The 14,977-nt window shown below is 37.9% G+C and carries 14 protein-coding genes and 1 tRNA gene; 11 read left to right on the top strand and 4 right to left on the bottom strand.

Annotated elements, in window-relative coordinates:
* Genes LB467_RS00565 through LB467_RS00555 form a run of 3 tightly spaced genes read right to left on the bottom strand, consistent with a single transcriptional unit; the run spans position 1 to position 3,155 of the window.
* Positions 1-1,173: an efflux RND transporter periplasmic adaptor subunit gene (locus LB467_RS00565; RefSeq protein ID WP_224472086.1), complete on the bottom strand. Its 1,173-nt coding sequence runs from the start codon at positions 1,171-1,173 to the stop codon at positions 1-3.
* A 19-nt stretch (positions 1,174-1,192) separates the two neighbouring features.
* Entirely contained in the window at positions 1,193-2,548 is a 1,356-nt protein-coding gene (locus tag LB467_RS00560) for a TolC family protein (RefSeq protein WP_224472085.1), read from the bottom strand.
* Positions 2,538-3,155 (bottom strand): TetR/AcrR family transcriptional regulator, encoded by a 618-nt coding sequence (locus LB467_RS00555; RefSeq protein ID WP_224472084.1) that lies wholly within the window; start codon positions 3,153-3,155, stop codon positions 2,538-2,540. The genes LB467_RS00560 and LB467_RS00555 overlap by 11 nt, the downstream gene beginning before the upstream one ends.
* 139 nt (positions 3,156-3,294) lie before the next feature.
* Between LB467_RS00555 and LB467_RS00550 the strand changes: the two genes are divergently transcribed.
* From LB467_RS00550 to odhB, 3 genes are all read left to right on the top strand, one after another.
* Positions 3,295-4,269, top strand: a complete 975-nt coding sequence (locus LB467_RS00550; protein WP_224472083.1) for a polyprenyl synthetase family protein — start codon at positions 3,295-3,297, stop codon at positions 4,267-4,269.
* Between the two features lie 216 nt (positions 4,270-4,485).
* The gene (locus tag LB467_RS00545; RefSeq protein ID WP_224472082.1) at positions 4,486-7,254 is read left to right on the top strand and encodes a 2-oxoglutarate dehydrogenase E1 component; all 2,769 of its coding nucleotides are present in this window, start codon (positions 4,486-4,488) and stop codon (positions 7,252-7,254) included.
* A gap of 64 nt (positions 7,255-7,318) precedes the next feature.
* On the top strand, positions 7,319-8,590 hold the full coding sequence (gene odhB, locus LB467_RS00540) for a 2-oxoglutarate dehydrogenase complex dihydrolipoyllysine-residue succinyltransferase (RefSeq protein WP_224472081.1): 1,272 nt from the start codon (positions 7,319-7,321) through the stop codon (positions 8,588-8,590).
* A 260-nt stretch (positions 8,591-8,850) separates the two neighbouring features.
* Here the strand turns inward: odhB and LB467_RS00535 are convergent, their stop codons facing one another.
* Positions 8,851-9,288 carry a retropepsin-like aspartic protease gene (locus LB467_RS00535; protein WP_224472080.1) on the bottom strand — a complete coding sequence of 146 codons (438 nt, stop codon included), beginning with the start codon at positions 9,286-9,288 and terminating at the stop codon, positions 8,851-8,853.
* A 52-nt stretch (positions 9,289-9,340) separates the two neighbouring features.
* Between LB467_RS00535 and LB467_RS00530 the strand changes: the two genes are divergently transcribed.
* The 8 genes from LB467_RS00530 to LB467_RS00495 all read left to right on the top strand — a co-directional run bounded on the left by LB467_RS00530 (position 9,341) and on the right by LB467_RS00495 (position 14,933).
* Positions 9,341-10,108 (top strand): TatD family hydrolase, encoded by a 768-nt coding sequence (locus tag LB467_RS00530; RefSeq protein ID WP_224472079.1) that lies wholly within the window; start codon positions 9,341-9,343, stop codon positions 10,106-10,108.
* A gap of 50 nt (positions 10,109-10,158) precedes the next feature.
* Positions 10,159-11,301 (top strand): 1-acyl-sn-glycerol-3-phosphate acyltransferase, encoded by a 1,143-nt coding sequence (locus LB467_RS00525; protein WP_224472078.1) that lies wholly within the window; start codon positions 10,159-10,161, stop codon positions 11,299-11,301.
* A complete protein-coding gene (locus tag LB467_RS00520; RefSeq protein WP_224472077.1) occupies positions 11,285-12,313 on the top strand; it encodes an asparaginase in 1,029 nt (342 codons plus the stop codon). The genes LB467_RS00525 and LB467_RS00520 overlap by 17 nt, the downstream gene beginning before the upstream one ends.
* A 72-nt stretch (positions 12,314-12,385) precedes the next feature.
* Positions 12,386-12,473: transfer RNA gene (locus tag LB467_RS00515), tRNA-Ser, on the top strand.
* A gap of 78 nt (positions 12,474-12,551) precedes the next feature.
* On the top strand, positions 12,552-13,346 hold the full coding sequence (locus LB467_RS00510; protein ID WP_224472076.1) for a MotA/TolQ/ExbB proton channel family protein: 795 nt from the start codon (positions 12,552-12,554) through the stop codon (positions 13,344-13,346).
* A 14-nt stretch (positions 13,347-13,360) separates the two neighbouring features.
* The gene (locus LB467_RS00505) at positions 13,361-13,798 is read left to right on the top strand and encodes a hypothetical protein (protein WP_224472075.1); all 438 of its coding nucleotides are present in this window, start codon (positions 13,361-13,363) and stop codon (positions 13,796-13,798) included.
* A 4-nt stretch (positions 13,799-13,802) separates the two neighbouring features.
* Positions 13,803-14,414, top strand: coding sequence for an ExbD/TolR family protein (locus LB467_RS00500; RefSeq protein ID WP_224472074.1), 612 nt, complete (start codon positions 13,803-13,805; stop codon positions 14,412-14,414).
* A gap of 36 nt (positions 14,415-14,450) precedes the next feature.
* Positions 14,451-14,933 carry an ExbD/TolR family protein gene (locus LB467_RS00495; RefSeq protein ID WP_224472073.1) on the top strand — a complete coding sequence of 161 codons (483 nt, stop codon included), beginning with the start codon at positions 14,451-14,453 and terminating at the stop codon, positions 14,931-14,933.
* Positions 14,934-14,977: the final 44 nt, after the last annotated feature.

Below are 14,977 nucleotides of genomic sequence, written 5' to 3'. Positions count from 1 at the left end.
TTAGTTTCTTATTTTAACTTCCTGACCATCGCGAAGATTCTTAGCGCCTTCTACGATCAGGGTTTCTCCAGATTCCAATCCTTTGGTAATTTCTATCAGGTTATTGTAGTTATAACCTGTTTCTACGATTTGTCTTTTTGCCGTCCCAATATTTTCTTCGCCTTCTTTTTCCTGAAGTATGAACACTACACTTTCTCCCTGCGAATTTTTAAGTAATGCATTCTCGGGAATAATTATAGCGTTTTCTGCAGTATAATCGTTTAATCTAATTGTCGCGATCTGGTTGGGTTTTATCATTCCGTTCTCATTAGGAACTGCTACCTGAATAATGAAGGAACGGTTGTTAGGATTTATTGTATTTCCAACTCTTCTTATTTCACCTTCAAATTCACGATCTAGCGAACTAATTTCTACAATTACCTCAGTGCCTTTCCTCACGGTGTTTAAATAGTTTTCTGGGACAGCAGCTTCTACATACATATTCTTTAAGCTAACCAAACGGAATAACTGACTTTGACCCGGACTTACTACTTCGCCTTGTTCTGTAAGTACTTCGTCTACAATCCCGCTAAAGGGTGCTCTTACAATGGTTTTATCAAGTTGAGCTTGCAATCTTTTTACTGAGTTTTGAACAGACTCGAAATTGGCTTTAGCTTCCAGATATTGCATTTCTGAACCAATATTTTGTTCCCAAAGACGCTCCTGCCGCTCAAAAGTGGTTTTCGCTAAAGTGGCCTGGGTTTCTAATTGGGCTAATTCGCTGGCAAGTCCGCCGTCATCAATTTTGGCAAGAACCTGTCCTTTATTAACCTCCTGTCCCTCCTGAACACGCAAGTCTTGCAGAATTCCTGAAAATTCAGAATAAATAACAATGTTCTCATCGGTTGCTACATCGCCCTGTACTTCGGCATAATGCTTAAACAGTGTGTCGCTGATTTTTTGCGTCACTACCAGGTCTAAACGTCGGGTTTTATCCAGTCGGTCTATTGCCTGGTCCAGTTTATCCAGCTTTTGGGTAAGGTCGCTTTGCTCTTTGCTCAATTCAGCCTTTTTGGCCCTGATTTCTGTGAGGTCTTCATTTTCTATAATTTCGTCTATAGATTTTCCTTCCTCATTATTTCCACACGATAGCAATAAAAGCGGAATACTTAATAAAACAGCTAACTTTTTCATTGTTGATATTTGGGTATATTTAATCTTCATTATTATATTTTCTGGTATCCAACAGGTTTTCCAATTCAACCTTGGCGGTGATCACATTCAACATAGATTGTAAAAAATCTTGCTGCGCCTGGTAAAGCTGGCGTTGGGCTTCGCTAAGCTCAAAACTGCTGGCAATGCCTTCAAAAAATTTGATCTGGTTCTTGTTTTCTATCCTTTCAGCAAGCTCCAGGTTTTTCTTTTGTGCCTGGTAATTCTCAAGGCTGAACTCGTAATCGCTTTTTGCCGAATTGATCTGGCGTTTTACTTCATTTTCAGTTTGCTCCAGTTCTACCATCGCCTGTTCGTAGGCTATTTGCTTTTGTTGCGTTCTGGAATTACGCATACCACTGCTGAAAATGGGAATGTTTAAACTCACTCCTAAAATAGATTGGGCAAAGTATTCCTGATCCTCATCAAAAAAAGTGAATTCCTGGCTGAAACCCTGAAAGCCATAATTTAGAAATCCGGTTAAAGATGGTAATGCTTTAGATTTTTCCAGTTTCACTTGAATTTCTCGAGATGCAGCGGTATTTGCTGCGATGCGATAATCTATATTTTCTTCTACAGGAATTTCTTCCTGCAAAAGTTCTAAATCAAAATATCGCATCGCCAGATTGTCCAGTTCTTCGGTTAGGTTAACGGGTATTTCAACCGGAATTCCTAAAGTGAGATTAAACATTTCGTAGGCGATGTCTCGCATACGCTGGCTTCGACTTAAATTATTCTTCAAGTTTAAAAGCGTGATTTCCAGTTGCTCTACATCTTCCTGTTCTGCAAGCCCATTTTTATATATCTCGTTGGTTTCATCATAATTTTTCTGAACGTTCTCAACGTTTTTCTGAAGGATTGCTACGTTTTCTTCCGCCAGTAAAACATTTCCGTAGGCATTAATCACGGCTTTCTTTATTTCAAGATCGGTTTTGGTCTTTGCATTTTCAGAAATTTGAAGCAAAGTTTTAGCCGATTGGATACCTACTATATATGAACCATCAAAAATTAATTGGTTCCAGGTTGCCGTGGCATTTACATTTTGTTGTGTGCCAAAAACCACCGGAGTAAAGGTGCCGGGTTCTCCACCGGTTAATTCGGCTGGAAGTAAAGTTACCGGCTGCTTGAGGTAATTTTGATATTCGCCGGTAGCACCAACCTGGGGTAATCCCTGGGAAATAATTTCCCATTTTTGTTTAAGCGCAATCTCGATGTCTTTTTGCGCATTTACTGATGAGTAGTTGTTTTCCAGGCCAAATTCTATAGCTTCTTCAAGCGAAAAACTATAACCTTGTGGGGTTTCCTGGGCTATACTGCTTAAAGAAATCAGTAAGATTAACAGGTATCTAAATTTCATTTGCTTGCTTGTTAGATTTTAATAATTCATCTAATGTTTTTAAACCTTTCTCTGTGCAAATAGAGCTAAGGTGGTATCTTAAAAAATAATCCATCAGTTTTGCATTACTGTACTCGTCTTCGGGGAAGAGGTCTTTATCTTTTGTGCCTAACATTCCCACGAAGTAAATTCGGCTGACAAAAGAAATGGGGATATCCCCTTTGTAATGGCCGGTTGTGATGCCCCGTTCCAGATTTTCAATAACAATGCGTTGTACAATTTCAAATTGTCTTTCCTGTAGAGGATAGTATACTTCGGGGTAATATTTCTTTAGCTGAAATTGCGGAGAACTTTTTTCGTTCTTCAGTATCTGCATTGCATATTTCTTCATCTCATAAGTCTCTACAATGGGATTGAGTTTCTTCGAGCTAAGTACGGATATGCCAAGATCTATCTCTTTTATAAGGTAATCTACCGTGGCTTTAACCAATTTTGATTTAGTACTAAAGTGCGCATAAATGGTCTTCTTTGATATTGCCATTTGTTGTGCAATATCATCCATTGTTACACTTTTAAAACCGAGATTTAAGAAAAGGTCTGCGGCATTTTTTAGAATATCTTCTTTCACTTTTTCTGTAAATTTCCTGCAAATTTACAATCTGGAAACTTAAAAAACAACAAAAGTTTCCTTGGTTTTCGGTAATTTAACTTCCTTATAGAATTTCAAGTACTTTCAATTATGTATTTTAGCCGGAAAAATTTTAGGTATGAAGCCCATTTCTCAATACAGGGACGCTTTTCAGGAGTATTTAGATCTTAAAGTTCAGGTTAAAGAACCTGAGAATCTTTATGAACCTATGAAGTATATCCTTGGTCTTGGCGGGAAACGCCTAAGGCCTGTTTTGGTACTTATGGCTACCGAAATTTTTGAGACCGACTATAAAAAGGCTTTAGACGCTGCCCTTGCCATAGAGATATTTCATAATTTTTCCCTGGTTCATGACGATATAATGGACGATGCACCTTTACGCCGCGGCCAGGAAACCGTGCACGAGCGCTGGGATATTAATACGGGAATTCTTTCGGGTGATGCTATGCTGATAAATGCCTATCAGCTTTTTGAAAGTTATGAGGGAGATACCTTTAAAGAATTAGCGCGATTATTTACCAAAACGGCCATTCAGGTTTGTGAAGGCCAGCAGTATGATATAGATTTTGAAACCCGGGATGATGTATCTATTGAGGACTATCTGAAAATGATAGAATACAAAACCGCCGTCCTGGTAGGGGCTTCTTTGCAAATGGGCGCGATAGTGGCAGATACTTCTACGCAATGCAAGGAGGCTGTTTATGAATTTGGCCGGTTGTTAGGGATTGCTTTTCAGCTTCAGGACGATTACCTGGATGCTTTTGGAGATCCGGAGACCTTTGGGAAGCAACCCGGCGGGGATATTATTGAAAATAAAAAGACGTTTCTTTATTTAAAATCTCTGGAAACCTCAGGAAAAAGAGAAGCTCAGCAATTAGAACATTTGTATACCATTAGTCCGGCGGAAACTTCAGGCAAAATTGAAGCGGTAAAAAATCTTTTTGAAATTAGCGGTGCTGCTGCGCTTACCAAAGAGGAAATAGAAAAATACACCAACAAAGCATTTGAGGTTCTCGATAAAATTGAGATTTCTGAAGAGAAAAAAAGACCTTTAAAACAGTTTGGTGAAATACTTATGAATCGCACGGTTTAAACATGAGCAATCCCAAATTGAGAAATTCTTAATATTTAGGTGGTTACACCTTGCAGATTTGCAGTCAATACATAATTATGGGGATATCCTGAAGTTTTTACTATGTTAAACTTCTTATAATTCATAAGATAAATATATAGTTTGCTGCAGGCTATTTTTTCTAAAAATTGTATTTTTGCTGTGTTTTACACTCAAAAGAAACATTAGTTTCATCTTATGGATAGATTTTCATTTTTAAATGCTGCACATACGGCATACTTCGCCGAACTTTACGACCAATATCTTCAGTACCCCGATAGTGTAGAGCCCAGTTGGAGGGCTTTTTTTCAAGGTTTTGACTTTGGAATGCAACAAAACGGAGTTTCTGCAGAAATAATGGAAGAAGCTCCTGTGAATTTTCAGGAGGGGGAAATCCCGGAACACGTTACAAAAGAATTTAAGGTAATTCGTCTTATAGACGGTTATCGTACCCGCGGGCACTTGTTTACTAAAACAAACCCGGTAAGGGAACGACGCAAATACCGGCCAACATTAGAAATTTCCAATTTTGGGCTGGAAGAAAGCGACCTGGATACCACATTCAACGCGGGCGATATGCTGGGTATTGGGCCTAGCAGCCTTAAGGAGATCATAAAACATCTTGAAAATGTGTATTGTGATTCTATTGGTATAGAATATATGTTTATTCGGAAACCGGAAGAAATTCAATGGATTCAGGATAAATTAAATCAGAATGAAAATCATCCCGATTTTAATGATGATGAGAAAAAGAAAATCCTGAAGAAATTAAATCAGGCGGTTTCCTTTGAATCATTTTTACATAGAAAATATGTTGGGCAAAAACGTTTTTCACTTGAAGGTGGGGAAAGTTTAATCCCGGCTTTAGATGCACTTATAGAAAAAGCAGCAGATTATGGCGTAAAGGACTTCGTTATGGGTATGGCCCACCGGGGTCGTTTAAATACGCTTACCAATATCTTCGGAAAAAGCGCAAAAGACATTTTTAGCGAATTCGACGGAAAGGATTACGAACAGGATATTTTTGACGGAGACGTTAAATATCACCTGGGTTGGACTTCCTGTCGGGTTACAGATAATGGAAAAGGAATAAATATAAATATCGCACCAAACCCATCGCATCTTGAAGCTGTAGGGCCTGTTGTAGAAGGAATTGCAAGAGCCAAGCAAGACAGGCATTATGATGGTGATAATATGAAAGTGCTTCCTATACTTGTACATGGTGATGCAGCTATTGCAGGGCAGGGAGTGGTTTACGAATTGGTGCAAATGGCTCAGCTGGAAGGTTATCAAACCGGCGGAACAATTCATATTGTAGTAAATAACCAAATTGGATTTACCACCAATTATCTTGATGGTCGTTCCTCAACTTATTGTACCGATGTTGGGAAAGTAACCCTTTCTCCGGTATTACACGTAAATGCAGATGATGCTGAAGCTGTAGTTCACGCGATTTTATTTGCGCTGGATTTTAGAATGAAATTCAAGCGTGACGTATTTATAGATTTACTGGGTTATAGGAAATACGGGCATAATGAAGGAGATGAACCTAAATTTACCCAGCCAAAGTTGTATAAAGCTATTTCCAAGCATCAAAATGCAATGGATATCTATGCTGAAAAGCTTAAATCGGCTAATATAATTGACGACGATTACCTTACTAAACTTGAAGAAGAGTATAAAGCAGATCTGGAGGAGAATTTAGAAGATTCCAGGAAAGAAAAAACCACCAAGATCACTCCGTTTATGTACGATGAGTGGGAAGGTTTTGAGAATGTGCGGGAAGAGGAAATGATGAAGGAGTTCGATACAACCTACAATATAAAAGATCTTGATAAGGTGGCCGAAGCTATTTCTAAACTACCCGAGGATAAAAAATTTATGCGTAAGGTTAAAAAGATTATAGACCTGCGACATACACTTTACTTTGAGGACAATAAGCTGGATTGGGCTATGGGGGAGCATCTTGCCTATGGTTCCTTAATGAAGGAAGGTTTTAATATTAGAATTAGCGGGCAGGATAGTGAAAGAGGTACTTTTTCTCACCGTCACGCAATTGTAAAAGTAGAAGATAGTGAAGAAGAAATTATTCTTCACAACAATATAGAAGGCAGGGATGGCGATTTCTTCGTTTATAACTCTCCGCTTTCAGAATATGGTGTAATGGGGTTTGATTATGGCTACGCAATGGCGAGTCCTAAAACCTTAGTCATTTGGGAAGCCCAGTTTGGAGATTTCGTAAATGGTGCGCAAATAATGATAGATCAGTATATTTCTGCTGCAGAAGACAAGTGGAAATTACAAAATGGGTTGGTGCTTTTCTTACCTCACGGATACGAAGGCCAGGGTGCAGAACACTCTTCAGCCAGAATGGAGCGTTTTCTTCAGCTTTGCGCAAAAGATAATATGTATGTGGCAGATGTTACTACACCGGCCAATATGTTTCATATCTTACGCAGGCAGATGAAAGCCGGTTTTAGAAAACCTTTGGTGATTTTTACGCCAAAAAGTTTGCTAAGGCATTCTAAAGTGATTTCAACTAAAGAAGATTTTGCTGAAGGAAGTTTTCAGCCGTTAATAGATGATCCAAAAGCGAAAGCAAAGGATGTAAAATCCCTGGTATTCTGTACCGGTAAATTTTACTATGATCTTTTAGAACATAAAGAAGAAAACGATCGTGATGATGTTGCTTTAGTGCGTGTGGAGCAGTTGTTCCCGTTGCCTATTGAAAAAATGAAAAAAGCGATCAAAAAATATAAGAATGCAGACGATGTAGTTTGGGCCCAGGAAGAACCAAGAAATATGGGTGCTTATGGGCATATGTTATTGCATTTTGATGAAGCTAAAAACTTTAGGGTTTGCAGTAGAAAATTCTATGGTTCTCCGGCTGCCGGAAGTTCTGTAAGATTTAAGAAACGTCACGATAAAGTGATAGCAAGTGTATTTGACAAGAATTTAGAAGAATAAATTAATATAGAATTAAAGATTTCCGCCTTCGCGGAAATGACAATAAAAAATAAAAATAAAGATCATGGCCTTAGAAATGAAAGTTCCTTCTCCGGGAGAATCTATAACCGAAGTTGAAATAGCTGAGTGGTTAGTTGAAGACGGCGACTACGTAGAAAAAGATCAGCCAATTGCCGAAGTAGATAGCGATAAAGCTACATTAGAACTTCCGGCTGAAGCCAGCGGAATTATCACGCTTAAAGCTGAAGAAGGTGATGCTGTGGCTGTGGGCGAAGTAGTTTGTTTAATCGATACCGAAGCTGAAAAGCCAGGGGGAGGTGATAAAAAAGAATCTAAAGACAAGGAAGAGTCTAAGGACGAATCTTCAGATAAAAAAGAGAAAGAAGATAAGGACAAGGGTGATAATAAAACCGAAGAACCTTCAAAATCTTCTACATCTTCTCAAAAACAGGATTCTCACGCAAAAGGTAGCCCGTCTCCTGCAGCTAAAAAGATCCTTGACGAAAAAGGGGTTGATGCTAAAGAAGTAGAAGGAAGTGGCAAGGATGGTCGTATCACTAAAGAAGATGCGGTACAGGCAAAAGCTTCTATGGGAAGTCCGGGTAAAGGAAAACGCGGAGAATCTAAGAAGAAAATGTCTATGCTTCGAAGAAAAGTAGCTTCGCGCCTGGTTTCTGTTAAAAATGATACCGCGATGCTTACTACTTTTAATGAAGTAGATATGCAGCCTATCTTCAACTTAAGAAAAAAGTATAAAGAAGAGTTCAAGGACAAGCACGGCGTAAGTTTGGGCTTTATGTCTTTCTTTACTCTTGCTGTGGTGCGTGCACTGGAACAATATCCAGGTGTAAATTCAATGATAGATGGAGATCATCAGGTAAGTTTCGACTATAAAGATATTAGTATTGCGGTTTCGGGGCCGAAAGGTTTAATGGTTCCGGTAATTAGAAATGCTGAAAATCTTAGTTTTAGAGGAGTTGAAGATGAAGTGAAACGACTTGCATTGAAAGCCCGCGACGGCAAAATTACTGTAGACGAAATGACCGGTGGTACTTTCACTATTACCAATGGTGGTGTATTTGGTTCTATGCTTTCTACTCCAATTATCAATCCACCGCAAAGTGCGATTTTAGGAATGCATAACATTGTAGAGCGTCCTGTGGCTATAGATGGTCACGTAGAAATTCGTCCTATAATGTATGTGGCACTTTCTTACGATCACAGGATTATTGACGGGAAAGAATCTGTTGGTTTCCTTGTAGCCATTAAAGAAGCTATAGAAAACCCGGAAGAATTATTGATGGATAATGACGTGAAAAGAGCGCTTGAGCTTTAAATAGTTCGTTGATTTACATAATAATAAAAAAGGCAGCCAAACGGCTGCCTTTTTTTGATACCACAAATAACAAATTAAAATAATAATAATAAACTTAATATGTTCAAAAACAAAACAGAAACAATAAAAATACCTAAGAGTAAATAGATAAGATTATTGCGAAGTTTGTTTTTGGACACAAGTGACATGGACTAACATTAATTTTATCAAACTTAGGTAAGATCAGTCCGTCAGTCAAGGGGATATTTCCCCTTTAAATGCTATTTTAGATAAAGTGCCGGAGCTTTATAGTCTATTACGGCTTTTCCTCTCCTCAATAGATCTGCACCTATGATACCGTGAACCTTTTCGGCTTCGTGGTTTACCAGGGCTTCATTTACGTGTCTTAAGTCAAAAAGTACGAGATCTACTTTTTTCTTTTTCCAGCCTTTTATTTCTATTCGGTTCTTCTGGGCGATTTGTGTGAGCATATTAGTGGCGCCTGCGCCCGCAGCTTTTACATCACTATCTTCTGCAAGAAGTTTAAAGTGTTCTATGGCTTCAAGACCCACACAAGTGCTGGAGGCTCCTGTATCTAAAATAAAGTTTCCTTCAATATTATTAATTTTGGCTACCAATTCAAGATGTTGGGTTTTAGTGTATTTTAATTTTATGCGCTTAAAGCCTTTTTCTTTAAGTATTTTTTTTAAAGATGACATTCTTTATGTTTTTCGCAAAGATAGGTCTTCAAAATAAATTATTTTTGCTTTTATGATTTTAACCGATACACATATTCATCTTTATAGTGAAGATTACGAGAAAGACAGGGACGAGCTTATAGAAAAAGCATTTCAGCAAGATATTGAGCGGTTTTTTCTTCCGGCAATAGATTCTGAAACCACCCAGGCTATGTACGATCTGGAATCCCGTTATCCCGAGAATGTATTTTTAATGATGGGATTGCATCCTACACATGTTCAGGAGAATTTTGAAGAGGAATTAAAGCACGTAGAAGAAGAATTTGAAAAAAGAAGGTTTTATGCTGTTGGCGAAATTGGGATAGATCTGCATTGGGATAAAAGCACGCTAAAAATTCAGCAGGAGGCATTTAGAAGGCAAATTAAACTCGCGAAAAAATACAAACTTCCTATTGTAATTCATTGCAGAAAAGCTTTTGATGAGATTTTCGAAGTTTTGGAGGAAGAAAAAAGCGAGGATCTTTTTGGGATTTTTCATTGTTTTACAGGAAATTTAGAACAGGCTAAAAGAGCTCTTTCTTATAATTTGAAACTTGGAATTGGAGGTGTGGTTACCTTTAAAAACGGAAAAATTGATAAATTTCTGAATGAAATTCCTTTAAAAGAGATCGTTCTGGAAACCGATGGTCCATATTTAGCGCCATCGCCATTCCGCGGAAAGCGGAACGAACCAGAATACTTATTAAAAGTAGCAGAAAGGCTTTCTGAAATTTATGAAAAACCGCTAGCTGAAATTGCTGAAATAACCACTCAAAATTCTAAAGATATATTTGGGATATAAAGGAGGTTAGAATTAAAATTTGTTCATTTGCCTAGCTAACACAATTTTGCGTGAAAGAATTTGAAGACATAAGGTTTTATAACGAGAATGAGGTGCAACCTGCCTTGAAGGAGTACATGAGGCACCCAATGGTGAAAACCCTTTTGCAATTTACTTTTCCAGAGAAAAGTTTCCAGGAAATCGCTGCTATTTTGAACGATTGCCATTCTATTAGGGATTTCCAAACCAAAGTGATTTATAAATCAGTATTAAAAGTTATTGAAAAGAGTACTGAAGGGCTTACCTACAATGGCTTTGATAAATTAGATGGTGACCAGGCTTATTTTTATATTTCAAATCATCGCGATATTATTCTTGATACCTCTTTGTTGAACTGTACTTTGTATGAGCAGGAGCTTATCATGACGGCTTCAGCTATTGGGGATAACCTGGTACAGAAACCTTTTCTTATGGCTTTATCCCGTTTAAACAGGAATTTTCTTGTAAAACGTGGTATTAGCCCAAGGGAAATGTTGAAGAGTTCCATGGTGCTTTCAGAATATATTAAAAAACTTTTACTGGAAGATAAAAGATCGGTTTGGATGGCGCAAAGGGAGGGCAGAACCAAGGATGGGAGTGATTATACACAACAAGGAGTGCTAAAAATGCTTGCAATGGCTAAAGGCAAGAAAAGTCTGGCCGAGTATTTTACTGAACTCAAAATTGTTCCGGTAGCGATTTCCTATGAATTTGATCCTACAGATATACTTAAAATGCCCGAAATTCTTGCTAAAAGAATGGAGGAAGAATATGTAAAATCGGCCAACGAAGACTTTAATTCTATTATGCAGGGCGCTCTGGGGAATAAAGGACGTATCCATATTAATGCTGGCGAAGTGCTTGGTAAAGAGGTTTTTGAGGAAATTGAAAAAGAACATGATTCAATAAACGCCCAGTTAAAAGCAGTTGCGACGAAAATAGATCAGCATATCTATAAAAATTACAAATTATGGCCGGCGAATTATATCGCTTGTGATTTGTTGAAGAATTCAGAAACCTATTCCGGTAAATATTCCGATAAAGAGAAAAGGCAATTTGAGCGTCGCCTTAGTCGAAGGGTAGATGTGAAAAATGCCCTGGAGCTAAATAGTTATTTATTAATGTATGCAAACCCTGTAATTAATAAAGAAGCGCTTTATGAAGAAAAGAGCTAGAATCCTGCTTATTTATACCGGGGGTACCATTGGTATGATCAAAGATTATGATTCAGGAGCCCTTAAAGCCTTTAATTTTGATGAATTATTACAGAATATTCCCGAGCTCAAGATCCTGGAGCACGAGATTGATACTTTAAGTTTTGACGAGCCTATAGATTCCTCTAATATGAATGTGGAATGCTGGGTGAAGATTGCAAATACCATAAACGATAATTTTGAAACCTACGATGGTTTTGTTGTGCTGCATGGAAGCGATACAATGTCTTATACCGCATCTGCCTTAAGCTTTATGTTCGAGAATCTTACCAAACCCGTAATATTTACGGGGTCTCAATTGCCTATTGGAGATCTTAGGACCGATGCTAAAGAAAATCTTATAACCAGTATTCAAATTGCCGGTTTGCAGAAAAATGGTAAACCTGTGATTTCTGAAGTCGGACTTTATTTTGAATATAAATTATACCGTGCAAATAGGACTACAAAGATTAATGCAGAACATTTTCAGGCTTTTGCTTCGCTGAATCATTCTCCTTTGGCTGAATCTGGCGTATATCTGTCAGTGAATTATAATGCTTTATGGCGTCCAAACCGAAGGCAAAGGACAAAATTACATACAGGATTCAATAATGAAGTGTTGGTTTTAAAGATATTTCCGGGAATTAATGCAAGTACTGTAGAATATGTGCTTTCTAAACCCGGTTTAAAAGGAGTGGTTCTTGAAACTTACGGCAGCGGGAATGCTCCTAGTGACGATTGGTTTCTGGATATCCTAAAAAGAAAGATCTCTGAAGGATTATTTGTAGTTAACGTTACTCAATGTATTGGCGGGAGTGTAGTAATGGGGCAATATGAAACCAGTGTACAGCTGAAAAAGATAGGGGTGGTTTCGGGAAAAGATATTAGTACAGAGGCTGCACTAGGAAAATTGATGTACCTTTTAGGGAAAGAATTGTCTCCTAAAGTGTTCAAAACTATATTTGAAACCTCTCTTAGGGGGGAAATGTCATAAAATTAACGGTAGATGCTTGACGAAGTATATTTTTTTTCGTTATTTGGCGCACCGTTTAGAAAACGTTAATAAAGAGAGGTGGCCGAGTGGTCGAAGGCGCACGCCTGGAAAGTGTGTATACGCCAAAAGCGTATCGAGGGTTCGAATCCCTTCCTCTCTGCAATAATTATTATATTTTTATTAAAAATTTATTTTTATATCTTTAACCCTTTAACTAATTAAAATAAGACAAACAGTAATGAAAAGATTATTTTCTATTTTGGTAATCGCCGCGGTGATGGTGCTTGGAGCCGGAAACCTAAATGCGGCCAATAATGTAAACACATTGCCTGGTACAATTGTGAATTTTGTACAAGATGAAGAGGCTTCAGCTGCCGCAGAGGAAGAAACTCTTGGTTTTCATCAGGAACTTAAAAAACGATTTATAGAAGGTGGCCCTGCATTTATGGGGATTGTTCTTCTATGTTTAATTCTTGGTTTGGCTGTTGCCATAGAGAGAATTATCTTTTTAAACCTTTCTACTACTAATACCAGAAAACTGGCTAAAGACGTCGAAGATGCTTTAAATAGTGGTGGTGTTGAAGAAGCTAAGGAGGTTTGTAGAAATACAAAAGGACCTGTTGCTTCTATCTACTACCAGGGTCTGGATCGTGCAGACGAAAGTATTGACGCTGCAGAAAAAGCTGTTGTAGCTTACGGTGGTGTACAAATGGGTCAATTGGAGAAAAACGTTTCCTGGTTGTCTTTATTTATCGCAATTGCTCCTATGCTTGGTTTCATGGGTACTGTAATTGGTATGATTACCGCCTTCGATAGAATTGAAGCTGCTGGTGATATGCAACCATCTCTTGTTGCCGGAGGTATTAAAGTGGCATTACTTACAACCGTATTTGGTTTGATCGTGGCTATTATTCTTCAAATATTTTATAATTATATCATCGCTAAGATAGATAGTATTGTAAACGATATGGAAGATGCTTCTATTACCCTTATCGATATGTTGGTAGCTTACAAAAACAAAAAAAGAATCTAAGACCAGATTAAATTATGACTTTACATAAAATATTAAAATATGTATCAATCGTTATAGGCGTTATAGGTCTTATCCTTCTTGGTAGGATACTAGCCGAAGACGGTGATGCTATAGAGGCTTCGGCCGATTTGCAATCCAGTCTCCTCAATCCATTTATGTATGTTGCATATTTAGTGTTGTTGATTGTTATTGCATTGGTTTTTATCTTCGTGATAAAAGGCCTTTTCAAAGGAAATATAAAGAACACCCTTATTGCTGTGGGAGCATTTGTAGCAGTTATTGTAATTGCTTATCTTGTAACTGATGGAAGCGAAATGACTCTAAAAGATGGAGACATACTTTCGGCAAGTTCAGCCCATTGGATAAGTGCAGGTTTAGTAACTTTTTACATTCTTGCAGGAATTGCGATTTTAGCAATGTTTATTTCAGGAGTTAAAAAACTAATAAGATAACAAAATGGCAAGAAGATCAGCACCAGAAGTTAATGCCGGTTCGATGGCCGATATTGCTTTCTTGCTACTAATCTTCTTTTTGGTAACAACTACCATTGAGACAGATAGCGGGATAAGTAGGAAACTACCCCCATGGCAGGATGAGGAGCAAGATCCACCGGTGATTAAAGAACGAAATATCTTCCAGGTATTGGTTAATGCAAACAACCAGTTACTTGTAAATGAAGAAGAGATGGAGATTGAGGAATTAAGGCAGGCAGCTGTAGAATTTCTTGACAATGGTGGAGGAACAGGCGATGAAGCTTGTGATTTCTGCCAGGGACCTGCAGACCCGAGTTCTTCTGTTAATCCAACGAAAGCTATTATCTCTTTGGTAAATAATAGGGGAACCGAGTATGGGACGTACATTGCTGTACAAAACGAACTCGTAGCGGCTTATAACCAACTTAGAGATAGGGAGGCCCAGCGATTATTCGGTACTAGCTATACAGAGATGGAAGCCAGATATAATGATTCCCGTACTAGCGAAGGTGCTAAAGAAACACTGAAGGAAAGAATTGAATTGATAAAAGACATGATTCCTCAGAAACTTTCTGAAGCCGAACCAACGGGTTAATAATCTTAATGTAAAACTTAAATTTAAGACTCAATTATGTCTAAATTCAAAAAGAAATCAAGTGAAGGGCAACCAGCCATTAGTACAGCGTCTTTACCAGATATTGTATTTATGTTGCTGTTCTTCTTTATGGTTGTTACTGTTATGCGCCAGAATACGTTGATGGTACAAAATAAATTACCTTTTGCCGACCAGGTTGAAAAGCTGGACAAGAAAGATCTTGTAATGTATATTTATGCCGGTAAACCCAGCCCTAGATATCAACAAAGATTTGGTTCAGAAGCCAGGATTCAGTTAAATGATAAGTTTGCTAATGTTGGTGAAGTACAACAGTTTATCTTTGCAGAAAGAGAAACCAAGCGTGAAGAGTTGATTCCGTATCTTACAACTGCCCTTAAGGTAGATGAAGAAACAAATATGGGATTAGTTTCAGACATCAAACAAGAATTGAGAAAGGCTGAAGCGCTTAAAATTAACTATACGACCAAACAAGGGGAAGCATTACAAAATATGCAATAAATACCTAAAGGTCATTTTTTCAAAACTGTATAAACATCCTGTTC

It is taken from the genome of Salegentibacter tibetensis (assembly GCF_020164485.1).
Classification (GTDB): domain Bacteria; phylum Bacteroidota; class Bacteroidia; order Flavobacteriales; family Flavobacteriaceae; genus Salegentibacter; species Salegentibacter tibetensis.
Note: the sequence above shows the minus strand (reverse complement) of the source record. Positions and strands in the feature narration are given on the sequence as shown.